Origin of the sequence: Microbulbifer pacificus (assembly GCF_033723955.1) — a bacterium.
Lineage (GTDB): Bacteria > Pseudomonadota > Gammaproteobacteria > Pseudomonadales > Cellvibrionaceae > Microbulbifer > Microbulbifer pacificus.
Map to the genome: position 1 here is coordinate 3,551,154 of NZ_CP137555.1, position 23,024 is coordinate 3,574,177.

The 23,024-nt window shown below is 55.5% G+C and carries 18 protein-coding genes; 15 read left to right on the plus strand and 3 right to left on the minus strand.

From position 1 onward, the window contains the following. The first annotated feature begins 575 nt into the window (after nt 1-575). The 9 genes from R5R33_RS15145 to R5R33_RS15180 all read left to right on the plus strand — a co-directional run bounded on the left by R5R33_RS15145 (nt 576) and on the right by R5R33_RS15180 (nt 8,583). Complete coding sequence (locus R5R33_RS15145) at nt 576-1,100, plus strand: hypothetical protein (protein WP_318953538.1); 525 nt, start codon at nt 576-578, stop codon at nt 1,098-1,100. A gap of 597 nt (nt 1,101-1,697) precedes the next feature. After that, nucleotides 1,698-2,090 (plus strand): DUF805 domain-containing protein, encoded by a 393-nt coding sequence (locus R5R33_RS15150; RefSeq protein WP_318953539.1) that lies wholly within the window; start codon nt 1,698-1,700, stop codon nt 2,088-2,090. 1,054 nt (nt 2,091-3,144) lie between these two features. After that, a complete protein-coding gene (locus tag R5R33_RS15155; protein ID WP_318953540.1) occupies nt 3,145-3,642 on the plus strand; it encodes a hypothetical protein in 498 nt (165 codons plus the stop codon). 156 nt (nt 3,643-3,798) lie between these two features. Next, complete coding sequence (locus R5R33_RS15160; protein WP_318953541.1) at nt 3,799-4,197, plus strand: hypothetical protein; 399 nt, start codon at nt 3,799-3,801, stop codon at nt 4,195-4,197. A 112-nt stretch (nt 4,198-4,309) separates the two neighbouring features. After that, nucleotides 4,310-4,855: a hypothetical protein gene (locus R5R33_RS15165; protein WP_318953542.1), complete on the plus strand. Its 546-nt coding sequence runs from the start codon at nt 4,310-4,312 to the stop codon at nt 4,853-4,855. A gap of 94 nt (nt 4,856-4,949) precedes the next feature. Continuing rightward, complete coding sequence (locus R5R33_RS15170; protein WP_318953543.1) at nt 4,950-5,411, plus strand: hypothetical protein; 462 nt, start codon at nt 4,950-4,952, stop codon at nt 5,409-5,411. Between the two features lie 626 nt (nt 5,412-6,037). Beyond that, nucleotides 6,038-6,250, plus strand: a complete 213-nt coding sequence (locus tag R5R33_RS17780) for a DUF1289 domain-containing protein (protein ID WP_404810401.1) — start codon at nt 6,038-6,040, stop codon at nt 6,248-6,250. Between the two features lie 108 nt (nt 6,251-6,358). Then, complete coding sequence (locus tag R5R33_RS15175) at nt 6,359-6,772, plus strand: hypothetical protein (RefSeq protein ID WP_318953544.1); 414 nt, start codon at nt 6,359-6,361, stop codon at nt 6,770-6,772. A gap of 119 nt (nt 6,773-6,891) precedes the next feature. Next, on the plus strand, nt 6,892-8,583 hold the full coding sequence (locus R5R33_RS15180) for a phytoene desaturase family protein (RefSeq protein WP_318953545.1): 1,692 nt from the start codon (nt 6,892-6,894) through the stop codon (nt 8,581-8,583). Between the two features lie 163 nt (nt 8,584-8,746). On the opposite strand, the gene R5R33_RS15190 is transcribed toward R5R33_RS15180, so the two are convergent. Next, nucleotides 8,747-12,409, minus strand: coding sequence for a thrombospondin type 3 repeat-containing protein (locus R5R33_RS15190; protein WP_404810371.1), 3,663 nt, complete (start codon nt 12,407-12,409; stop codon nt 8,747-8,749). Between the two features lie 463 nt (nt 12,410-12,872). Here R5R33_RS15190 and R5R33_RS15195 point away from each other — a divergent pair, with 463 nt between their 5' ends. The 6 genes from R5R33_RS15195 to R5R33_RS15220 all read left to right on the plus strand — a co-directional run bounded on the left by R5R33_RS15195 (nt 12,873) and on the right by R5R33_RS15220 (nt 20,646). After that, nucleotides 12,873-14,384 (plus strand): AlkA N-terminal domain-containing protein, encoded by a 1,512-nt coding sequence (locus R5R33_RS15195; RefSeq protein WP_318953546.1) that lies wholly within the window; start codon nt 12,873-12,875, stop codon nt 14,382-14,384. After that, complete coding sequence (locus tag R5R33_RS15200) at nt 14,381-14,863, plus strand: methylated-DNA--[protein]-cysteine S-methyltransferase (protein WP_318953547.1); 483 nt, start codon at nt 14,381-14,383, stop codon at nt 14,861-14,863. The genes R5R33_RS15195 and R5R33_RS15200 overlap by 4 nt, the downstream gene beginning before the upstream one ends. Before the next feature lie 103 nt (nt 14,864-14,966). Then, nucleotides 14,967-15,494 carry a gamma carbonic anhydrase family protein gene (locus R5R33_RS15205; protein ID WP_318953548.1) on the plus strand — a complete coding sequence of 176 codons (528 nt, stop codon included), beginning with the start codon at nt 14,967-14,969 and terminating at the stop codon, nt 15,492-15,494. Between the two features lie 3 nt (nt 15,495-15,497). Continuing rightward, nucleotides 15,498-15,740, plus strand: coding sequence for a DUF1289 domain-containing protein (locus R5R33_RS15210; protein ID WP_318953549.1), 243 nt, complete (start codon nt 15,498-15,500; stop codon nt 15,738-15,740). Nucleotides 15,741-16,011: 271 nt separating this feature from the next. Beyond that, complete coding sequence (gene dnaE / locus R5R33_RS15215) at nt 16,012-19,542, plus strand: DNA polymerase III subunit alpha (protein WP_318953550.1); 3,531 nt, start codon at nt 16,012-16,014, stop codon at nt 19,540-19,542. Nucleotides 19,543-19,689: 147 nt separating this feature from the next. Further along, the gene (locus R5R33_RS15220) at nt 19,690-20,646 is read left to right on the plus strand and encodes an acetyl-CoA carboxylase carboxyltransferase subunit alpha (protein WP_318953551.1); all 957 of its coding nucleotides are present in this window, start codon (nt 19,690-19,692) and stop codon (nt 20,644-20,646) included. A gap of 87 nt (nt 20,647-20,733) precedes the next feature. On the opposite strand, the gene R5R33_RS15225 is transcribed toward R5R33_RS15220, so the two are convergent. Next, the gene (locus R5R33_RS15225; protein ID WP_318953552.1) at nt 20,734-22,095 is read right to left on the minus strand and encodes an MBL fold metallo-hydrolase; all 1,362 of its coding nucleotides are present in this window, start codon (nt 22,093-22,095) and stop codon (nt 20,734-20,736) included. After that, nucleotides 22,092-23,024, minus strand: coding sequence for a ribose-phosphate diphosphokinase (locus R5R33_RS15230; RefSeq protein WP_318953553.1), 933 nt, complete (start codon nt 23,022-23,024; stop codon nt 22,092-22,094). Before R5R33_RS15230 ends, R5R33_RS15225 begins: the two co-directional genes overlap by 4 nt.

A 23,024-nucleotide genomic window follows, 5' to 3' on the forward strand; every position in this document is an offset into this window, starting at 1 on the left:
CAATCACAGGCAGGTTGCTACGGCCCTTCGGGCCTCCGCGGGACGTCTTACCTTGTGCACCTTTTGCGCGGGTCGCTACGCTCCCATTTTCGCGCAAAAGGCGCACAAGGTAAGCCGCCCCTGCTGTGGGCGTTAGGAGGCATTGCATGGCTCATAGCGAAGATGAAAGATATAAGGAACGTATTAAGGATTTCCTTAAAAAAAAGGGCTACAAGTGTTCTTCCGAAGGGGCGGTGCATAGGACCATTCGGACCTTAACTTTCACTCCGGAGGAGGTTGATGTGGAAACCGTTCTTTCACATGAGAGGGCTCTAGATGTGAAGCGCCTCAGAATTGATGGCCATACTTATCGATCCCTCGCTGCCGAGTGTGGCTACTTATGGGGTGTACATGTTGGAAGTGACCAGATCACAGGGATGAGATTGGTTATGCTATCGGGAGAAATGCTTGGAGAGGACTCGGAGTCTTGGTAGGCCTCCTAACATGCGCCGGCACAACCGCGCATTTCATGCGCTGGACTCGCAACAAGTTGCTCGCCTGTGCGGCGGGCGTTAAGTGTAAAGGAAAGTTCAAACATGGAATCTAGATCGAACTTTGTAACCGTTTTAGCTTGGATACTCATAATCGGATCTGCCTATTTATTCTTTCTTTCGGTTGTTAAGGTTCTATTGTTATCATCTATACCCGGTGGAGATGAGCTCTTTGCTGCAGCCGAGGGTCGCCCGTTCGTCATCCAATTCATGCTCGAGTATATGTATGTTTTTACGTACGGATTCTGTGTTATTACTGCGTTCTCTTTCTTTGCTTCCATTGCACTTTTAAGGCGAAAAAACTGGGCGAGGTTCGCCCTGATCGTTGTCATGGCTTTTGGTGTACTTTGGCAGATAAGTAATTTAATTATGAAAGTTTACATGTTCACGCAGGTTTCTCCATATTTACCAGAAGAGGGGCTTGAGGAAATTGAGCGTATTAATTCGATTCTTCGTTGGTTTAACTTTTTAAAGACGATTGTTGTAGCTAGCGTTTTTGCATGGATACTTAAAAAGCTATTGACTCACCCAGTTATCAAGGAATTTACACTTAACAATGCCAGGCAGTAAAACTCCGGGCCTCCGGCCCTCCGTGGGACAGCTTACCTTGTGCACATTTTGCGCGGGTCGCTGCGCTCCCAGTTTCGCGCAAAATGCGCACAAGGTAAGCTGCCCCTGCTGGCGGCGTTATGCCTCATTGAGGAGTTGAGATGGAACTTATAAAAACCAATTTTCTTCAGTTTTTTGAATTTTTAACCTTGAGATAAGGGTGGAGCAAAAACTACACAAAATTCACCTTGTTTTTGATCCTCTCAGCTACAAGTTTTACGGCATATTTCATCTTCAAAGCGCTCGGAATAATGAGCGCAAATGACATGAACGTGCTAGCTGCCAACCTCTACCAAATGAAGATCTTTGGCATTGCAGTATTGGCGGGAGCCTATGGATTTTTAGGCTTGTATTGCAGTGTACTATCAGTGGCAGTAATTAATGCATTAGTGCCCAAGGCATAACAATGCCAGGCAGTAAAACTCCGGGCCTTCGGCCCTCCGTGGGACAGCTTACTTTGTGCACGTTTTGCGCTGGTCGCTACGCTCCCATTTTCGCGCAAAGCGCACACAAAGTAAGCTGCCCCTGCTGGCGGCGTTAAGGCACAAGGAGGTGTAGGTGATAAGAGCATACTTTTCAGCTAGCGGACGTTTCACAAGGCGCCAGTACATATTGTATTTCCTAGGTCCTCAATTGCTCTTCGTAATTCTAGGTACAGTGTACTTGCTGCAGTGGGCTGGCTCCGTAAACTTCGAAAAAGCATATGTCGCAGAGGGAGTATCCAGGCTTTTTCTTTATTTGAGTATTTCAGGATTTTTACTTGGGCTAATGCCCACAATCAAACGACTCCATGACATCAGCATGTCTGGTTGGTTTGTTTTGGCTGGGTTGATCCCTCGAATAGGGTCCTTTCTGTTTTTTATTTTGGCTTTTATTCCTGGTGAAAAAGAAGAAAATAAGTATGGGGACAATCCTCGGCAGTTTCTTGCCAGTGGAGAGGCAAAGCCTTAACAAGCGCAAGCAGGATGCTCCGGCCCTTTGGGCCTCCGCGGGACGCCCAACGCTATGCACATTTTGTGCGGGTCGCTGTGCTCCCAGTTTCGCACAAAACGTGCATAGCATCGGTCGCCCCTGTTGCGGGCGTTATGCACTCTGGAGAATCAAGGATGACTAAAAAATTATTAATATTAGTTCCGTTAGTGGCGGCCATCGCTCTTGCAATATTGTTTAAGCCACAGTTGAAAGCTATTTTCACTGATTAACTAACTCGCTGGGAAATTGACAAAATAAGGGCATAAAAAGTTGATGTGGGATGCACTCAGGCAATATGTGGAGTCAAAGCGATAGAAAATGAAGTTTCGTTTTATTTTACCTTCAATGATAGAAGTCAGCTTTCCGAGCGAGTGTCAGCGTTAAATCGAATCATAGATGGCTGGCCGTCCAGGAAGTCGGAGTGCAGCACTTTCACGAATATTGGCGGTTTAGATGTTTGCTACCTGTGGCAATAAACATCAAGCGTGCTTGGTGGTAGGGCATGCATAACAAAGCCAGGCAGTTTGCTCCGCGCCTTCGGCCCTCCGGGGGACAGCTTACCTTGTGCACGTTTTGCGCGGGTCGCGGCGCTCCGATTTTCGCGCAAAACGCGCACAAGGTAAGCTGCCCCTGCTGGCGGCGTTAAATATATACTATGCTCGATCCAAAAATAGATGCACACGCCGCATCAGCGTATCACCGGGAAGAAATTCTTGATTCGGATCAATGTGGTTGCTTTCATTGTTTGCTTATTTTTACTCCGGGAGAGATAAAGGAATGGGCTGACTACGAGGGCGATGTCGGCAACACGGCTCGTTGTCCGAGATGTCGCATTGACTCTGTAATAGGTTCCGCTTCTGGATTTCCTATCACTAGTGCGTTTTTGTTCGATATGTGGAAACATTGGTTCTAAATGATATTTAACAAGCTAATGAACTTCGCGCGGATGCCGCGCGCCGGACAGCCTACGCTACGCTTCGGCTGCCGGTTATTAGAGCGTTAGATTCATTGTCGAAAAAACTAAGGAAAAGGTATGAAAATTAGAACAATAATGGCTGTCCTTGTTATGGCGCTATCTTCTGCCGCGATTGCAAAAGAAGAGGAGAAAAGTGCTAACCAAGAAATCAATGAAGTGATTGAAGCTTTTCACTTATCAATAATAGAAAAGGATGAAGAAAAGTTTCATGATCTTTTCTATGATAAATCCATCCCTTGGATCAGTGTTGTCCCAGATAAAAGAACAGGATCATTGCCTAGCCAGCTTGGCGTTCAACCAGGCTCTTATATGCAATTTATTTCGTGGATTGTTGCAACTAAAGAAAAAACAGAAGAAAAATTTTGGGATGTTGAAATTATAACCGACAAGGAAATTGCTTCGGTTCATTTTAAATATAGCTTCCATATTGATGATTACAAAAGTAACTGGGGTGATGAAGCCTGGCACTTGTTGAAAACCGCAGATGGTTGGAAAATTAGTTCCGTGATTTACTCTTACACAAGAAACCCGGAGCCAAAACCGAAAAAAATCTAACAAACGCAGACAGTCTGCTCTGGCCTTTCGGGCCTCCGCGGGACGGCTTACCTTGTGCACATTTTGCGCAGGTCGCTACGCTTCCATTTTTGCACAAAACGCGTACAAGATAAGCCGCCCCTGCTGCGAGCGTTATGCATGTCATAGGATACCAGTATGAAATATAGATTCTCCGTATTTGTCGTATGTCTGTTAATTCCGTTGTTGGCCCATTCAGGTGAAGATAAGTACGCTGTGGGGTGTTGGACAGCAGAAATTGGAGAATATGAAAATATAGTTACGCTTTGCGTAAATCATAAAGTAGGTTCACTTTCTACTTATTATTCAAATAAAGCGATCGGGTCGGACCCTACTCGGTGTTACCAGCCGGCATATATAGAATACAAAAGTGAAGAGATTATTCTTTTAAGTGGCACTGGCGGATTTTGCGATAATGGTAGAGACCAAGGTGAAGTGACAATTATGTGTGAGTTAAAATCTTCGAAAACTATTAATTGTGACGTCTATGGTGAATATAGAGAGATAAATGCCAAAGAGCTAATCCGGCTAAAATGAATTTAGGTAAAATGCATAACAATTTGCAGCACTTCAGCCGCCACTGCGCGTCGGCCCGGACCTCCTTACGCTGCGCTTCAGTCGGCCCGCGTGCAAGGCGTTAGGCATTACTATGACTCGCTACATACTTATCGTGGTTATATTTTTACTGTCGTCGGATGCTCTGGCAGTAGAAGATACATATCTACTTTTCGATGTTGATGTGGCTGGTTATGCAAATAGAGATCCTGTTTTTCTTGCAGTTGAGGGGGTTCATAAAGGGGTGAATCACCTGCGAATAGAAAGGCACCTTTTGCCCATTCCTCCTGGAGAATATCGGTTAGGCCATATTGACTTTCATGAGCCGTTTTTGGGTTCCTTCCATGGATTTGCCGGCTCAGGTGCACGCCCGCGCTCATTGCATCTCGTTCCAGAGAGGGGTAATAAAGGTGGTGTTAAATTTGTTTTGCAAGAAGGTTATATAAATTATATTGGAGTTTTGAATGTTAGTAAAAATTCAAAAGCCCAGATTGAGTTGAAGTTCGTATCAGAGAAGTCATTGGTTCGAAAAGCATGTGCAATAAACCCAGGCCTCCTTGCTGAAAAATTAATAAAGATGGTATTTGCTGAAGACAATAACAAAGAATATAAAATAGGCTGCGAAAGCCTAACAAGTTAATTAACTTCGCGCGCGATGGACGCGCGCCGGACAGCGCACACTGCGCTTCGGCTGCCGGCTATTAGAGCGTTATGGATCAAAAAGGAAATTTAGTATGAAGTATGTTTTATCTGCGATTATGTTAGTCTTATCTGCATCTACATATGCAGTAACTGATTCAAATTTTTCGGTTGGACTAGGTCTTGATCATGGCGGCCTTGGGGCCAGATATTCCAAAAATCAAGGGCAAAATAAGTATTTCGGATCGCTAGGTTTATTAAGCTATGTCGAAAGATCTGGGGCAGCGATAGGTTACGGCATAGGCTGGGAACACATGGTATCGCCTGATAAACATGGATTAGGTTTGTTTCTTGGCTCAGTAGACTCCAAGCATTTTGGAGAGGACGTGGCAACTTACCATGGTGTTTCGGCTTTATATAATTACTATTTTTCCGGCTTTTCAGAGAAATCATTTGTAATCGGTGCTTCTCTATATACCGGAACGACATTGGATGAAGAAGATTACGTTAGTGACAAGATTGCTGGCGTAGGAATTAAGCTTGCGTACCAGTGGTAATATATAATAAAGGAGGCATTTCGTTCCTGCGCTGCGGGCCTCCACCGAACAGCTTGCTTTGTGCGTTTTATGTGCAAGTCGGTTCGCTTCCTTTTTTTCCCATAAAGTATTCAAAGCAAGCTGCCGCTGCTCGCGGCGTTAAAATCTAAGGAGAGAGTATGAAAAATATAAAGCTTATTTCTGGACTTGTTTTTTTATCTATAGCAAGTTCAGGGTGTTCGACTTCCGGGTCTCTGGCAAATATATACGAGCCAAATGCACCATATCCAGAAAGGCAAAGCAGTGACTGGTGCCAAGAAAATTATTCATCAGCCTCGGTAAGTTCACGTGAAAGGCAGTCGAATGCTAAGTACTGTGATGAGCAATCTCGTAGGTCTTATATCGAGGCGCAAAGGAAGCAGCGTTCCAAGGGGTGAGTTTAAGTCAAATTTAACAAAGCCAGGCAGGATGCTCCGGGCCTTAGGCCCTCCGCGGGACGGCTTACTTTGTGCACGTTTTGCGCTGGTCGCTTCGCTCCCATTTTCTCGCAAAACGCGCACAAGGTAAGCTGCCCCTGCTGGCAGCGTTAAAGAATAAGGATGATATGCAATTCGCTGTTTTGGGTGTTTTGCGTGAATTTAATAATTATGGCGAAGTGGCATAAAACTGATGAGCAGAAATTAATATCAGCTTGTGTACATTACTGCAACCTGATCGAAGGCTCGAATATATGTGGTGGATGTTTTCGTACAACTGATGAAATTCAAGCTTGGAGATATCTTGATGTAGACGCTCGGAAGGTTATTTTGGATAAATCTGAAGTGCGTCGCAGCCATTGTCAGAATCAAATTGAGTGTTAACGAACTTGGTGTGTGAATCAGGTCATGCAGGTGCAGGTCGCTCGGTGCTTATTTTTGCGAAAATTCATATAAGGTAAGCCGTCTCCGCTGGCGGCGTCTGGAGAGAAGATGAAAAATATAGTTGCCCTTTTCTTGATCTTTATCGCTTCAATTGCTTCCGTATTCATTGTTCAGATGATGATTACTAAATTGTGGAATTTTAGTGGCGTCACTTGGGGCCCCGGTGATCTTCCAGTGAGTCCGGTTCAACAAATTGCGATGTTGACCACTACATTTATTGCTGGATTATTTGCGCCAATAGTAGCGATTGCCATCTGTCGCCGAATTCCATGGGTAGTCATTTTTGCGATTTGTACATTTGGATTGACGATTGATGTATTTGCTGTACTGGTTCCGCTGGTCTCATTGCCGCTGTGGTTTAAGGTGTCTTTTGTGATCTCGGTACCTTTGCAGGTATATGTAGGTACCAAAATTGGTACCGCACTTTTCCTATCAAGGCAGCCTGTAGTCCGTTACTCCTGACATTTACATACATGCGGCGTGGTTTCGTCTCGTTCGGCCTGATATGCAACTTGTTGAATAGTGGCGGCGGCGGCGCTAAGGTAGCGCCATAACTAAATCAATAATAACGAGGTCGCCCGATGATAGTGTCCCCCGAATCTCATGACCGCAGTGCCCCCAGGCCCAGCCGCTTACGTATCGGCCGGCGCTACCGTGCCAACCGGCTCGACGGCCGCTACGATGCTATCGTCATTGGCTCTGGTATCGGAGGACTCACCACTGCGGCACTGCTCAGCGCGGCGGGCAAGAAAGTCCTGGTGCTGGAGCAGCACTACACCGCCGGAGGGTTCACCCACGCCTACGATCGCAATGGCTACGAGTGGGATGTGGGTGTGCACTATATCGGCGACGTAGGTGAGCACCCTACGATGACCCGCCAGCTGTTCGATTTCCTTTCCGCTGGCAAACTGCATTGGGCACCGATGGACGATACCTACGACCGCATTTGTCTCGGCGATGAGCAGTTTGACTTGCGCGCCGGGCGCGGGGCTTTTGTGGACGAGCTGGTGCGGCGCTTCCCGGGTGAGCGCCATGTGATCGAGCAGTATCTTGAGCGCATTGTCGCTGTGGGCCGGGCCATGCCGTTGATCACGCTGGAAAAGTTGTTGCCGAACTGGTGTGGGCGATTCACTCGCCTGTGGAAGGCGCTGCGCTGGCCTGGCTACCTGAACAAGACCACTTACGAGGTACTGCGCGAACTCACCGACAACGAAAAATTGATCGCAGTACTTACCGGTCAGTGGGGCGATAATGGCATGACGCCGAAGACCGGCAGCTTCATTATTCATGCGCTGATCGCCAAACATTACCTGTACGGTGGCTATTACCCGGTGGGTGGCGCGAGCAAAATCGCGGAAACCATCATCCCGCAAATCCAGTCTGGCGGGGGCGAGGTTTTTACCTATGCAGAGGTGGAGACCATCCTTTTGGACGGCAACCGCGCGCGCGGTGTGCGCATGGCCGACGGCACCGAAATCGAGGCGCCGCTGGTCGTGTCCGGTGCGGGCGTGTTCAACACGTTCGAAAAACTGCTGCCGCAGAGCGCCAGCGAACATGCCGGTTATTTCCGTGACCTGAATACCGTCAAGCCGTCGATGGCCCATGTGTGCCTGTATATCGGTCTGCAGCGTACTGCCGAGGAACTGGGGCTGCCAAGGACCAACTACTGGCTTTACCCGAGCGCCGATTACGAGAGCGATATGCGGCGCTTCCTCGACGACCGGGATGCGGAAATCCCGCTGGTCTACATCTCCTTCCCGTCCGCCAAGGATCCGAGCTTCGCCCGCCGTTACCCCGGTCGCGCTACCATCGAAATCGTGGCCCCGGGCAAATACGAATGGTTTGCCCAGTGGCACGAGCAACCCTGGGGAAAGCGCGGCGAACACTACCAAGCGCTCAAACAGCAGTTCAGCGAGCGCCTGCTGGAGCACCTCTACAAGCACTTCCCGCAATTGCGCGGCCAGATCGATTACTGCGAATTATCCACACCGCTATCCACTGATTATTTCTGCCGTTATAACCGTGGCGAAATCTACGGCCTCGACCACGATCCCAGCCGCTTCCAGCAAACCTGGCTGCGCCCCAAAACCCGTATCAGCGGCCTCTACCTCACCGGCCAGGACATTATGAGTTGCGGTGTTGCCGGCGCGATGTTCGCCGGTGTCGCAACCGCGCAGAGCATCCTGGGGTGGCGCCGTGGTGTGCCACTGCTGCGCCGCGTATTTCGCACAAAAGCAAACCGGGAACGTGAGTTAAACAAGGTGTTTATCTGAGGCCCGAATAGGCAATTGTTCTCGCAATTGGTTCGGCGAAAGTTTACGCGCAGTCGGTTGCCGCGTTTCGTTCCGTTTCTAGGAAATCCTTGATTCACAGCAAATAAAAAAGCCCCGGTGTTAACCGGGGCTTTGCGTTGTTGTTTCGAAAGTTCGCTTGAGGTTAGAGCGGTGCCGTACAGGCCATATAGACATCCAGCTGGTTCACTTCCTGCAACAGGCTGTTCAGGCTCAGGCGCACCCTGTTGAAGTCCTGTTTGGTGGCAATCACTATGACTCGTTGATTCACCGCGCCATCAACCTTGAATGCCACCAGTGAGCTGCCAGTGGAGCTGTCGCCGGTGGCTGTGTCGTCCAGCCAAGTGCTGATGCTGATAGTTTCCTGCAATACCAGGTCGAGCAGGCTGGATGGTTTCTCTACCAGGAAGCCGATCATATGGCGTCCAGTGAGTACCGTTGCCTTGGTGACATCGATGTACGCGTAGCCACCTGCGCCCGCCGTGACCTCGAGCCGTGCGGCATCGGTAATCACGTTGTTAGTTACGCGTCCAGGACTGGTCACCGAGCAGCCTGAACAGGGGTCCACCTTGCCACTGGCCAGGAAGGAATCGCTGGTGGTAATCGGTTGGAAGTCACCCAGCGATTCGCAGGTGGCTGCGAGGTCGTTGTCACAGGCATCGCCGATACCGTCACCGTCAAAGTCTTCCTGGCCCGGGTTTGGTGTCTGCGGGCAATTGTCGACATCGTTGTTCACGCCGTCGTTATCCACGTCAACATCGCAGCTGTCGCCTATGCCATCACCGTCGGAGTCGAGCTGATCTGGATTTGGAACAGTCGGGCAGTTATCAACACTTTCGTCGACACCATCGCCGTCCTGATCCGGGTCACAGGCATCGCCGATACCGTCGCCATCTCTGTCTGCCTGTGATGGGTTGCTCACCAGCGGGCAGTTGTCTAAGTCGTCGTTAACGGTGTCGCCATCCAGGTCGTCATCGCAGACATCGCCGATACCGTCGCCGTCCGTGTCGAGCTGGTCAGCATTGGCGGTCATGGGGCAGTTATCGTCGTCGTTACCGACACCATCACCGTCGGCGTCACTGTCGCAAGCGTCGCCGATACCATCGCTGTCCTGGTCGGCCTGGTCGTTGTTGGCAATGCTCGGGCAGTTGTCCGCCGTATCGTCAACTTCATCGCCATCCTGGTCGAGGTCGCACAGGTCTCCAATACCATCGCCGTCGATATCGGATTGATCCGAGTTACTGATATTGGGGCAGTTATCCGCACCGTTGTCGATGCCGTCGCCGTCCCGATCAGTGTCACAGGCATCGCCGACGCCGTCGCCGTCACTATCGCTTTGATCGTTTGAGACCATCGGACAGTTGTCTGTGGCGTCGTCGGTGCCGTCACCGTCTGCATCACTGTCACAGGCATCGCCGATACCATCGCTGTCCAAATCTGCCTGATCGGCATTGGGGACCGCCGGGCAGTTGTCTGCTTCGTCCGGAATACCGTCGGTATCGCTATCGGTATTGGTGTCACAGGCATCGCCGTAGCCGTCGCCATCAGCATCTGCCTGATCGGCATTGGCTATGGCTGGGCAGTTGTCGGAGCCGTTGCTGACGCCGTCACCGTCCCGATCGCTGTCACACGCGTCCCCTAATCCATCGTCATCGGCGTCTATCTGTGCCGCGTTCGCGATGAGTGGGCAGTTATCGCTGCCGTCCTCGACCCCATCGTTATCGTCATCGGTGTCACAGGCGTCTCCAGTGCCGTCACCGTCGGTGTCTGTCTGATCGACATTCGCGACTGCCGGGCAGTTGTCGACATCGTCGTTCAGGCCGTCACCGTCTTCGTCCGTGTCGCACGCGTCACCGAATGCATCGCCGTCGAGGTTCGCTTGATCCTCGTTGCTGACGGTCGGGCAGTTGTCCACTTCGTTATCGACGCCGTCACCGTCGCGGTCCTCATCGCATGCGTCGCCGATGCCGTCGCCATCGCGGTCTTCCTGACCGGCGTTGGCAATCAGCGGGCAGTTATCGCTGCCGTCCGCAACGCCGTCATTGTCGTCATCGGTATCGCAGGCATCGCCGATGTTGTCGCCATCGCTATCGAGCTGCTCGGGGTTAACCACGGCCGGGCAGTTATCGCCGCCGTTGTCGGCGCCGTCACCGTCCTTGTCCGGGTCGCAGGCATCACCGATACCGTCACCGTCCAAGTCTGCCTGGTCGCTGTTTTCGATGGTGGGGCAGTTGTCGGTGGTGTCGTCAGTGCCGTCATTGTCGTCGTCACTGTCACAGGCATTGCCTATGCCATCGAGGTCGGTATCCAGCTGGGATGGGTTTGCGACATTGGGACAGTTGTCGGAATCGTTGTCATCGCCGTCGCCATCGCTATCGGTGTCACAGGCATCGCCGATACCGTCACCATCCAGGTCTGCCTGGTCGGAGTTGGCCGCGTTCGGGCAGTTATCCGCGTCGTCCGGGATGCTGTCGTCGTCGCTGTCGGTGTTGTCGTCACAGGCGTCGCCGAAGCCGTCGTTGTCCGTATCTGTCTGATCGGTGTTCGCAAGCAGCGGACAGTTGTCTGAGCCGTCGTCCACACCGTCGCCATCCCGATCGGTATCACAGGCGTCCCCGATACCATCGCCATCAAGGTCAGCCTGGTCGGCATTGGCATGTTGCGGACAGTTGTCGGCGCTGTCGCCGAGGCCGTCGTTGTCATCATCGTCGTCACAGGCGTCGCCGAGACCGTCGCTATCGCTGTCCTGCTGATCACCGTTGGCGACAATTGCGCAGTTATCAGCGGTGTTGTCGATGCCGTCACCGTCGCTATCGGAGTCACAAGCGTCACCGATACCGTCGCCATCCTGGTCGGCTTGCGAGGGATTACCGATCAGCGGGCAATTGTCGCTGTCGTTGCCCAGTCCATCGTTATCGGTGTCGGTCAGTTCGTCACAGGCATCGCCAACGCCATCGTTGTCGGCATCTTCTTGTCCCGGGTTGGCGACGAGCGGGCAGTTGTCTTCCGCGTTGGATACGTCGTCGCCATCGCGATCGGTATCGCAGGCGTCGCCAATTTTGTCGTTATCCAGGTCGTTTTGGTCCGCATTGGCGGTCAGTGGACAGTTGTCTGCACCATCGTCGATGCCATCACCATCGTCGTCTGCATCGCAGGCGTCACCGCTGCCATCGCCATCGGTATCCAACTGATCCGCATTGGGAATGGCCGGGCAGTTGTCCTCACCGTCATCCAGGCCGTCGTCGTCGGAATCGCTGTCGCTATCGCACGCGTCGCCTATGCCGTCATTGTCCTGGTCAGCCTGATCCGGGTTCGGTACCGAGGGGCAGTTGTCGAGGCTGTTGGTCAGGTCGTCGCCATCGCGATCGTTGTCACAGGCGTCACCGATATTGTCGCCGTCGAGATCACTCTGCTCGCTGTTCGGAATGGCAGGGCAGTTGTCCTGGTCGTTATCGACGTTGTCACCGTCGAGGTCGCTGTCACAAGCGTCGCCAAGACCGTCGCCATCCGTGTCGGCCTGGTCCTCATTGGCGGTCACCGGACAGTTGTCGCTGTCATTCGGTACACCGTCGTTGTCATTGTCGTTGTCGCAGGCATCGCCGAGACCGTCACCGTCCATATCCGCCTGGTCGGCATTGGCGATGTTGGGGCAGTTATCGCTGGTATCGGCAATGCCGTCACTATCGGTGTCGGCGACAAGGGTGTTAGTGGGTAATTGGGTTGTGCTGTATCGCTTTCCCTTATGGTCCGAGCAGGCGGTCAGAACGAGTATCGATAGGGTGAGGAGCACGATCAGAAGACGGCGCATGGATAAGCTCTCCAAAACAAATTTCCTTTTTGTTATCTGCAGAGAACAGGGGAGTACTTATGTATTTCGAGCAGACGGATTCTTGCTGGATACCTGTTATCGGTTGCTGTGTATCCAACACATACTTCCCTGTGGGGTCGGTAGCATGTCCGCGCATGGGAGTGATTGGTTTCCCTAGCATCGCGATGTACGTTCCCAGACGTCTTTATACTTCTTTGTCGGCCAAGTTCTTACTTGTTTTGTGATTTATATCTAAAAAATGGCGTGACAATGATCAAGTAATCGTTTGGCAGGTAGGTAGTGGTGCGACGCTGGCGCGGAACGACTTAAGTGGTGTCGAACACATTGGCGGAAAGAAGCGACCCCTGCAGCGGTGTTGAAGGAAGAATATGGCCAGTTCCGAATTTGACTAGTAGCTGCCGCCTCATCCCTCTACACTGCCCGCCAGTGAGAGGAGATATTCATGCGGCTCGACCCGGCAATCTGTTCCAGCGCGCGTCTCGCCCGTGACCGGCGCTTCGATGGGCGTTTTTTCACCGCGGTGAAGACTACCGGCATCTTTTGCCGGCCTATCTGTCCAGCGCGGCCGCCGCTGGAGCGCAATGTGACTTACTATGCGACGGCAGCCGAAGCGGCAAACGCCGGTTTTCGTCCCTGCCTGCGCTGCCGCCCGGATGCAGCTCCCGGCAGTCCCGCCTGGGGGCTTGTCTCCACCACCGTCCAGCGCGCGCTGAACCTGATGCGGCGGGAGCGGGAGGCGCATTCCATTGAGGAGCTGGCGGAGCGGCTTGGCATTACCAGCCGGTATCTGCGCAAACTCTTTGCCGAACACATCGGCCTCAGCCCATTGCAGGTCTGGCAGACCGAACGCGCCCTGTTTGCGTTCAGCCTGTTGCGGGACACCAGTCTGCCCATTGCGGATATCGCGTTTGCCGCAGGCTTCAACAGCCTGCGTAGGTTCAATGGTGTGTTTAAAGCCATCTACCAGCGCACGCCGACGGAAGTGCGTCGGGAGCGCGCGACGGTGGCTGCGGATGAGAAGCATGCAGAAGCGGAGCCGGTGAACATCTACCTGAGTTACCGACCGCCGCTGGACTGGCCCGGGTTGCTGGGCTTCTTTGCCGCGCGGGCGCTGCCCGGGGTGGAGCAGGTCATTGCCGGTGATACACCGGAGCAGGGGGTATACCAGCGCAGCTTCCGGCTGCAGGGGCAGCGTGGTGTGTTGCGCGTGGCCCACGAGCCGGACAAAGACCGGCTGCGGGTCAGTGTGTATGGCGAGGGCTGTGGTGCGGTGCTGTTCCCTCTGCGGGAAAAGCTGCGGCAGCTGTTTGACCTGGATGCCGATAGCGAAGAAATCCGCGGACATTTGCAGTCTGATCCGCTGTTGCGGCGGGTGTTGCAGGTGAACCCCGGGGTGCGCTTGCCCGGTGCCTGGGATCCATTCGAATACACCCTGCGGGCCATTTTCGGCCAGCAGATCTCCGTCGCCGCGGCCACCACCATCGCCGGGCGCGTGGCCAACCGCTACGGTGAGTCTTTTAATGCGCCCGGCGGCGATTCGCTGGTGCTGTTCCCATCTGCGGAACAGCTGCGCGATGCAGATTTTTCCGATATCGGTGTCACCCGCACCCGCGCCAAGACCCTGCAGCACTTCGTGGCCGCAACACGGCGTGGTGAGATCGACTTCGACCAGCCGGATCTGGATGACTTCTGCGCGCAGATGACCGCATTGCCGGGTATCGGTGACTGGACTGCGCACTATACGGCGATGCGCGGTCTCTCCATGCCCGATGCCTTTCCGGCATCCGATCTGGGCATCCTGATTGCGCTCGGCAAGGAGAGCGGGGCAGAGCGCAAGGCAACGCCGAAACAGGCGCTGGCCCGCGCGGAATCCTGGCGCCCCTGGCGAGCTTATGCGGCGCTCCTGCTGTGGCAATCCCTGAAACTGAGCCCGTCCACGGGAGACAATAAATGATCCGTTATGAAATTTACCCCAGCGCCTTTGGCGAGCTCGGTATTGCCGCCAGTGAAACCGGGTTGGTCGGAATCGATCTGCAGGCGGGCAAGCGGCCGCTGCCGGTGAAGCAAGACTGGCAGAGGGGGGCGACGGCGCTGACGGATTTGGCGGCGGCGCAGTTGCAGGCCTATTTCAGTGGCGAGCGACAGGCATTTGACTTGCCGCTGGATGCCGCCGGCACGCCGTTCCAGCAGTCCGTGTGGCGGGCGCTGTGTGCCATCCCCTACGGTGAGACCCGCAATTATCGCGAGCTGGCGGAGACTATCGGCAACCCCAAGGCGGTAAGGGCGGTGGCACGGGCGAACGGGGCCAACCCGCTGTCGGTTGTGGTGCCCTGTCACCGGGTGATCGGCTCCGACGGCACCCTGACCGGTTATGCCGGCGGGCTTGAGATGAAAGCGCGACTGCTGGCATTGGAGGGCGCGCTGATCGGCTGAAGTGTCCGTCTGGTCAGGGGACTTGAGGGTGGCAATCGGGGGCCTTGGGCGGGATAATGGCGGGCTAATTTTCGACAGCCCGCGAACCATGACCGGAGGCCAAATGCTGTACAGATTGGGCGATAAGCAGCCGCAGCTTGAAGGTGAGGGACACTATATTGCCCCCGGTGCCCAGGTGATCGGCAATGTGTTGCTAAAACCCCACAGTTCGGTGTGGTTTAACGCGGTGATTCGCGGTGACAACGACCTGATCACCATTGGTGAGCGCGCGAATATTCAGGACGGCTCGGTGCTGCACACCGACCCGGGCGTGCCGTTAACCGTGGGCACCGGGGTGACGGTTGGTCACAAGGTGACACTGCACGGCTGCCAGATCGGGGAGTACTCCCTGGTGGGCATGAATGCGGTGGTGCTGAACGGCGCCAAAGTGGGCAAGTGCTGCATTATCGGTGCAAATGCGCTGGTGACCGAGAATGCGCAGATCCCGGATTATTCGCTGGTGCTGGGAAGCCCGGGCAAGGTGGTAAAGACGCTGGACGAGTCCATGTTCGAGCTATTGAAAGCGAGTAGCGAGATCTACGTCGCCAACGGCAAGCGGTTTTCGGAAGAGCTGGTGCCGATTGAGGTGTGAGCGATGACTGAGAGCGATTGGAGCCGGGTGAAAGACCAGGAGCCGGAGCCGGCATTTGAGTTCCCGGTGAAATCCCCTTGTGTATCGGTGTGCGCGTTGAATCGCGAGGATATCTGTGAGGGCTGTTTCCGCTCCGGTACTGAAATCAGCCAGTGGGGGCGGATGAATAACGCCGAGAAAAAACAGGTGCTGGCCAAGTGCCATGAGCGTGCGGTTCAGATGCGCCGGGTTTGGTGGTCTGACTGATGCGTTGTAGTGATATTGGACTTGGGTGTTTTTCTAGTCCGGTGGCGGCGGATCACCGGGTGGGGGTTTTCAGGACCGCTGTGAACCCATCCCTGGGCGCTGCGGCGCAAACATCCTGTTTGCGACGCTCCTGAAAACCCCCACCCGGTGCTCCGCCTTCGCATATCGTTTTGCGCATTGTCAGAAATTTTGAGTGCTACTTCCGCTTTCTTGTGTTCCCGGATCAGAGTTTGAATTCTGAGAAATTCGGGACAAATCAAATAGAAAAAATATGACCCAACCCTTCGTACATTTAAGAATCCACTCCGAGTACTCCCTGATCGATGGCCTGGTGCGGATCAAGCCGTTGATCGGTCGTCTGGCGGAACTGGAGATGCCCGCAGCGGCCATCACCGACCAGACCAACTTCTACGCGCAGGTAAAGTTTTACAAAGCCTGTCTCGGTGCCGGAATCAAGCCCATCACCGGTGCGGATTTCTGGCTGCGCGAGGGCGGGGAGGAGCAGCCGACGCTGCTGACCCTGTACGCACTGAATACCACCGGTTACCGCAATATCACCGAGCTGATCTCCCGTGCTTGGATGGAAGGGCAGTACCACGGGCATGCGTATATCCAGCGTGAGTGGGTGAAAGAGTACGCGGAAGGTGTGCTGATGCTCTCCGGCGCCAAGTACGGCGATGTGGGCCGCGCGCTGATTGCCGGGCGCAACTCACAGGCGGAGGCGCTGGCGAATGAGTGGGCGTCGATTTTCCCCGGCCGTTACTATCTCGAGTTACAGCGCACCGGTCGTCCCGGCGATGAAGAATACCTGCACGCGGCGGTGAAGCTCGCGGGCCAGCTCAATCTGCCGGTAGTGGCCACCAACGATGTGCGCTTCCTGGAAGACAGCGAGTTCGAAGCCCACGAAGTGCGCGTGTGTATCCGCGAGGGCCGCACCCTGGACGATCCTCGTCGCGAACGCCGCTATTCATCAGAACAGTATCTGCGCTCCCCGGAAGAAATGTGCGAGCTGTTCAAGGACCTGCCGGAAGCGCTGGAAAATACCGTGGAAATCGCGCGCCGCTGTTCGGCGCCGATCCAGCTGGGCAAGTACTTCCTGCCGCAGTTCCCGATCCCCGAAGGCATGACCGAAAACGAGTTTTTCGAGAAGGTCTCGTTCGACGGACTCTACGATCGCCTGGAAACCATTCTCGACAAATCCGCGCCGGATTACGAAGCGCGCAAGAAGGTGTACGAAGACCGCCTGCGCTTCGAGCTGGATATCGTGATCCAGATGGGGTTCCCCGGCTACTTCCTGATCGTGATGGACTTTATCCAGTGGGCCAAGGATCACAATATTCCGGTGGGCCCGGGGCGGGGCTCCGGTGCGGGCTCGCTGATTGCCTATTCGCAGAAGATTACCGACCTGGACCCGCTGCAGTACGACCTTCTGTTCGAACGTTTCCTGAACCCGGAGCGGGTATCCATGCCCGACTTCGACGTCGACTTCTGTATGGAGAAGCGCGACCGGGTGATCAACTACGTAGCGGAAAACTACGGCCGCAACGCGGTAAGCCAGATCATCACCTTCGGTACCATGGCCGCGAAGGCGGTGGTGCGCGACGTGGCGCGGGTGCAGGGCAAGTCCTACGGCCTCGCCGACAAGCTCTCGAAGATGATTCCCGCCGATGTGGGTATGACCCTGCAGAAGGCATTCGAGCAGGAAGAGGTGCTGCGCGAGTTCCTCGAGAACGACGAGGAGGGCCAGGAAATCTGGGAGATGGCGCTGCAGCTTGAGGGTGTGGCGCGTAACGTCGGTAAGCACGCCGGTGGTGTGGTAATCGCCCCCACCAAGCTCACGGATTTTGCGCCGCTCTACTGTGACGAGACCGGTGCCGGCCTGGTAACCCAGTTCGACAAGAACGACGTGGAAGACGCGGGCCTGGTGAAGTTCGACTTCCTCGGTCTGCGCACCCTGACCATCATCGACTGGGCGAAGGTGATGGTGGACGAACAGCGCGCGCGCGAAGGCCTGGAGCCGCTGGTCATCGAAACGCTGCCGCTGGACGACGAAGAAACATTCAAACTGATCAAGCGCGCCGAGACTACTGCGGTATTCCAGCTGGAATCCCGCGGCATGAAGGACCTGATCAAGCGCCTGCAGCCGGACAACCTCGAGGACATGATCGCCCTGGTGGCGCTGTTCCGCCCGGGGCCGCTGCAGTCGGGCATGGTGGACGACTTCATCAACCGCAAGCACGGCCGCGCGCAGGTGGCCTACCCGGATGCCAAGTACCAGCACGAAAAACTGAAACCGATTCTCGAGCCCACCTACGGCGTTATCGTTTACCAGGAACAGGTAATGCAGATCGCCCAGGAACTCGCGGGCTATACCCTCGGCGGCGCGGACATGCTGCGCCGGGCCATGGGTAAGAAAAAGCCCGAGGAGATGGCGAAGCAGCGCAGTACCTTCGAGGACGGCGCCAAGTCCGAGGGCGTCGACCCGGAACTGGCGATGAAGATCTTCGACCTGGTGGAGAAGTTCGCCGGTTACGGCTTCAACAAATCGCACTCCGCGGCCTACGCGCTGGTGTCTTATCAGACCGCGTGGCTGAAGGCACATTATCCCGCACAGTTTATGGCCGCCACCATGTCGTCGGACATGGACAAGACCGACAAGGTGGTGACGTTCATCGAAGAATGCCGGGCGATGAAACTGGACCTGGTGCCGCCGGATGTGAACCTCGGTAACTACCAGTTCTCCGTTCCTGTCTCCGACAATGGCGACAACCGTATCATTTACGGCCTCGGCGCCATCAAGGGGCTGGGTGAAGGCCCGATCGAAAACATCATCAGCGAACGGCAGAAAAACGGGCCGTTCACGGACCTGTTCGATTTCTGTTCCCGCATCGACCCGCGCAAGGTCAACAAGCGCGCGCTGGAAGCGCTGGTGCGCTCCGGTGCCCTCGACAGCATTGGCCCCGACGCGTCCGGCGACGACGGCCTGAATTACTCTCGTGCCGTGCTGTTCGACGCGCTGGACGAAGCGGTGAAAGCCGCGGAACAGCAGAGCAAGAACGACAGCGCCGGCATGATGGACCTGTTCGGCGAGGTGGTGCGCACCGCGTCCGATGGCGACGTCTACCAGGATTTCCGCGGCGCGCGTCCGTGGAGCATCCGCGAGCGTCTTGAAGGCGAGAAGAACACCCTCGGCCTGTACCTCACCGGCCACCCCATCGACGAGTACGAGGACGAACTCAAGCACCTGGTACAGGCGCGTATCGCAGACCTGAAACCCGGGCGCGACAACCAGAAGGTGGCGGGCCTGGTGGTGGGCATGCGGGTGATGAAGACCAAGCGCGGCGATTCCATGGCGATCGTCACCCTGGATGACCGCAGCGCGCGCATCGAGGCAGCGGTGTTCAGCGAGGCATTCGGCCAGCACCGGGAAAAACTGGTGAAGGATTCGCTGCTGGTGCTGGAAGGCTCCATCTCCCACGACGATTACAGCGGCGGCCTGAAAATGAGCGTGAACAGTGTGTCCACGCTGGACGATCTGCGCAGTGGCAGTGTGATCGGGGTGACGCTCAAGATCGACAGCGCCCAGGCACTGCCGAAAATGGGGCAGCGCCTGAGCGCCTGCCTGCGGCCGTATGTGGGTGGAAACTGCCCGATTCTGGTGGAAGTGGAGCGCAGCGATGCGCGCGGTACCTTCCGCCTGGCGGACGAGTGGAAGGTGGAGCCAAACGACCAGTTGATCCAGTCCCTGCGGGAGGTGGTCGGCCGTGAACGGGTCAAGCTCAACTACACTCAACGGCAATGAGTGATCCGTGCACTCGACTGAGTGGTCCTATCCCGGTAAGCTAGCCGCCATTTTCAGTGGACGGGGCCTGTTTGCGACTGATCGGGGTGATTTAGTCGCATTTTCCAACATTTGGCAGGCCCACAGAATTATCAAGGCGCGAATTAAATGAAGTTCAGTTTTCTAGAGTTTGAACAGCCGATTGCGGAACTGGAAAGCAAGATCAAGGAACTTCAGCATGTGGGCGACGACAATGAGCTCAACATCGCTGAGGAGATCTCCCGCCTGCGGGAAAAGAGCGAGAAGCTCACCGAATCCATCTATTCCGATCTGTCCCCCTGGCAGGTTGTGCAGGTTGCGCGCCACCCGCAGCGCCCCTACGCCAAGGACTATATCGAGCGCATCTTCACCGACTGGGATGAGCTGCACGGCGACCGCCATTTCGGCGACGACAAGGCGATCATCGCCGGTATCGCGCGCCTGGAAGGGCGCCCGGTAGCGGTCATTGGCGAAGAGAAGGGCCGAAACGTCAACGAGAAAGTGAAGCGCAACTTCGGCATGCCGAAGCCTGAGGGTTACCGCAAGGCGCTGCGCGTGATGGAAATGGCCGAGCGCTTCAAGCTGCCGGTACTGACCCTGATCGACACTCCCGGGGCCTATCCGGGCATCGACAGCGAAGAGCGCGGTATTTCCGAGGCCATTGCCAAGAACCTGGCGGTGATGTCACGCCTGCGCACGCCGATCATCTGCACCGTGATCGGTGAAGGTTCTTCCGGTGGCGCGCTGGCCATTGGTGTGGGCGACCAGCTGAACATGCTGCAGTACTCCACCTACTTTGTGATTTCCCCGGAAGGCTGTGCCAACATCATCTGGAAAACCGTGGAGAAGGCGCCACTGGCAGCCGAGGCCATGGGGGTGACTTCTGGCGTGCTGGAAGAGCTGGGTATCGTTGATGAAACCATTGCCGAGCCCCTCGGCGGCGCGCACCGCGATCCCGACCTGATGGCGGCCCGCCTGCGGGATCGCCTGTCCGAGCAGCTGGACAAACTCACCGCAGTGCCGATTGAGGAGTTGCTGGAGAAGCGTTACCAGCGCCTGATGAGTTACGGCAACGTAACCGGCTGATCGCCACAATCATTCCGCCAGGGTTTTTGCTGAAGCCCTGAATCGACAACGGCAACTTCGGTTGCCGTTGTCGTTTGTGCAGCGCTACTACAGCCGATAAATACTGCGGTAGTCTGCCACTGCTACCTGAAATGGGGTGTGGTCCTGTAGGTACAGCCGCAGGCAATCCGCCGCATCCGGTTCACCGTGGACCAGCATGATCTGTGTGTCCGGTTGCAGGCGGGAGCTCTGCAGCCAATGGCCGAGTTCCACATAGTCGGCGTGGGCCGACAGCCCCTCCAGAACCTCGACTTTTGCCTTGCAGGGCACATATTCCCCGTGAATTTTGACACTGCTGGAGCCTGCCAGCATCCGCGCGCCGCGGGTACCGCCGGCCTGATAGCCAGTAAACAACACTGTCGTGCGATGATCCGGCAGCAGTCGTTTCATGTGGTGCAGAATCCGACCACCGGTCGCCATGCCACTGCCGGCAATAATGATGTGCGGGTATTGGATATTCTCCAGCGCTTTCGACTGGTCGACACTGCGGGTGTACTGGATGCCCCTGCACATGAAGGTGCAATTCTCCGAGCTGAGGCGATGCTGTTCCGGATAGCGCGAATAGATTTCCGATGCGTCGATCGCCATGGGACTGTCGAGGAACACCGGCAGCTCGGGGATTTTTTTCTCATGCATCAGGGAAAGCAGCAGAAACTGTAATGTCTGCGCGCGGCCGACGGCAAAGCTCGGGATCAGCAGCACGCCGCCGCGCGCCACCGTCTGGTTTACGATCTCGGCCAGCTGTTCCTTCTGATCAATTTGCGGATGGCGACGGTCACCATAGGTTGATTCCATCAACAATAAATCGAGCTCTGGCAGTGGCCTTGGCGGATGCATGATGAGGTCGTCCTGACGTCCCACATCGCCGGAAAATCCTACCTGTTTGCCCTCCGCATGCAGTATGGCGCTGCCGGCACCGAGAATATGCCCCGCGGGCTGGAAGTGCAGTTTTGCACTGCCGATATGAAACGGCTGATCAAACGCCACCGGCTGAAACAGCTCCATACAGCGCTCGGCGGTGTCGCCGGTGTAGAGCGGTTCAGGGTGAGCGTGCTTGCCCAGTTTGTGGCGTTGGTAGTACTGGGCATCTTCCTCCTGGATATGTCCTGCGTCCGGCAAAAGGACGGAGCAAAGATCCATGGTGGCGTGGTGGCAATATACCGGTCCGCGATAACCCATCTCGTACAGGCGGGGAATATAGCCGGAGTGATCCAGGTGCGCGTGGGTGAGCACAATTCCTTTGAGTTTTCGGTAATCGAATAGCGGGGTTTCCCAGTTGCGCTCGCGCAGCCACTTGTAGCCCTGGAACAGCCCGCAATCCACCAGGAATTCGGTTTTTCCGTCGTCGATCGACACCAGGAATTTAGAGCCGGTGACGGTCCCGGTACCACCCAGAAACGTGATATTCATGTTTGATGGTCTCTTGTGACATGTGGCGATCCGTCGGCGCGTGCGAGTAAATCCTGCACCGCCGGTGCGAGTAGCGGTGCCAGGTCAAACGCACAGTAATCGCCGGGGATACTGTTACTGGTGGCTAGCAGGTCGGCACCGGCCAGCCTGATTTTTTCGTCCGCGCCCTCGGCGAAAATGCCGTGCACCGCCGCGCAGATAGTGCGCGGTGCGCCGACAGCCCTGAGTGCGGCCAGGGTCTGCAGTACGGTGTGGCCGCTGGAAATGACATCGTCAACGATGACACTGGTCGCGTTGGCAATCCGGTTGTCCGCGGGCAGATCGATGCTCACCTCGCGGTCCCCATGGCGCTGTTTTTTCCCGACGATGAATGGCAATCCAGTGGCCCCTGCCAGGGCGGCAACCCACTGCTGGCTTTCCCGATCCGGCCCTACCAGTAACAGGGGCGCGGGTTGGCTGGCGAGCCACGCCTGCATGGCCGGCATCCCCGAAATGGCACGGGATGGGATGGTGTAGATCTCATCGAGGCTGCGATACCGGTGCAGGTGCGGGTCTACCGTCACCAGCCAGTCCACGCAGGTCGATAGCATTTGCGCAAAAATGCGCGACGTCACGGCTTCGCCGGGCATGAATACTTTGTCCTGTCGCATATAGCACAGGTAGGGCGCAACCAGCCCTACACCGGTCGCGCCCTGCATGCGCAGGCTGCGCGCCAGAAACAGCAGTGGCAGGATTTTCTCATCCGGCCGGCACAGGTTCGCCAGCACAACGCAATACCGCCCGCGCACCGGTGACAGAATACGCAGGTAGCTCTCGCCATCCGGAAACCGTCGCTGGTCGATTTCGCCGGCATCGGCACCAATGGCCGTTTGCAGCGACTCGCGCAGCGGAAGGCCGCTTTCCAGTGCAAACAGGACCGGATTGTTCAC

Bases quoted from the DNA above. Each gene is read 5' to 3' on its own strand.
- R5R33_RS15145 (WP_318953538.1), top strand. From the start codon at position 576: ATGGAATCTAGATCGAACTTTGTAACCGTTTTAGCTTGGATACTCATA.
- R5R33_RS15155 (WP_318953540.1), top strand. From the start codon at position 3,145: ATGAAAATTAGAACAATAATGGCTGTCCTTGTTATGGCGCTATCTTCT.
- R5R33_RS15160 (WP_318953541.1), top strand. From the start codon at position 3,799: ATGAAATATAGATTCTCCGTATTTGTCGTATGTCTGTTAATTCCGTTG.
- R5R33_RS15165 (WP_318953542.1), top strand. From the start codon at position 4,310: ATGACTCGCTACATACTTATCGTGGTTATATTTTTACTGTCGTCGGAT.
- R5R33_RS15170 (WP_318953543.1), top strand. From the start codon at position 4,950: ATGAAGTATGTTTTATCTGCGATTATGTTAGTCTTATCTGCATCTACA.
- R5R33_RS17780 (WP_404810401.1), top strand. From the start codon at position 6,038: ATGGCGAAGTGGCATAAAACTGATGAGCAGAAATTAATATCAGCTTGT.
- R5R33_RS15175 (WP_318953544.1), top strand. From the start codon at position 6,359: ATGAAAAATATAGTTGCCCTTTTCTTGATCTTTATCGCTTCAATTGCT.
- R5R33_RS15180 (WP_318953545.1), top strand. From the start codon at position 6,892: ATGATAGTGTCCCCCGAATCTCATGACCGCAGTGCCCCCAGGCCCAGC.
- R5R33_RS15190 (WP_404810371.1), bottom strand. From the start codon at position 12,409: ATGCGCCGTCTTCTGATCGTGCTCCTCACCCTATCGATACTCGTTCTG.
- R5R33_RS15195 (WP_318953546.1), top strand. From the start codon at position 12,873: ATGCGGCTCGACCCGGCAATCTGTTCCAGCGCGCGTCTCGCCCGTGAC.
- R5R33_RS15200 (WP_318953547.1), top strand. From the start codon at position 14,381: ATGATCCGTTATGAAATTTACCCCAGCGCCTTTGGCGAGCTCGGTATT.
- R5R33_RS15205 (WP_318953548.1), top strand. From the start codon at position 14,967: ATGCTGTACAGATTGGGCGATAAGCAGCCGCAGCTTGAAGGTGAGGGA.
- R5R33_RS15210 (WP_318953549.1), top strand. From the start codon at position 15,498: ATGACTGAGAGCGATTGGAGCCGGGTGAAAGACCAGGAGCCGGAGCCG.
- dnaE (WP_318953550.1), top strand. From the start codon at position 16,012: ATGACCCAACCCTTCGTACATTTAAGAATCCACTCCGAGTACTCCCTG.
- R5R33_RS15220 (WP_318953551.1), top strand. From the start codon at position 19,690: ATGAAGTTCAGTTTTCTAGAGTTTGAACAGCCGATTGCGGAACTGGAA.
- R5R33_RS15225 (WP_318953552.1), bottom strand. From the start codon at position 22,095: ATGAATATCACGTTTCTGGGTGGTACCGGGACCGTCACCGGCTCTAAA.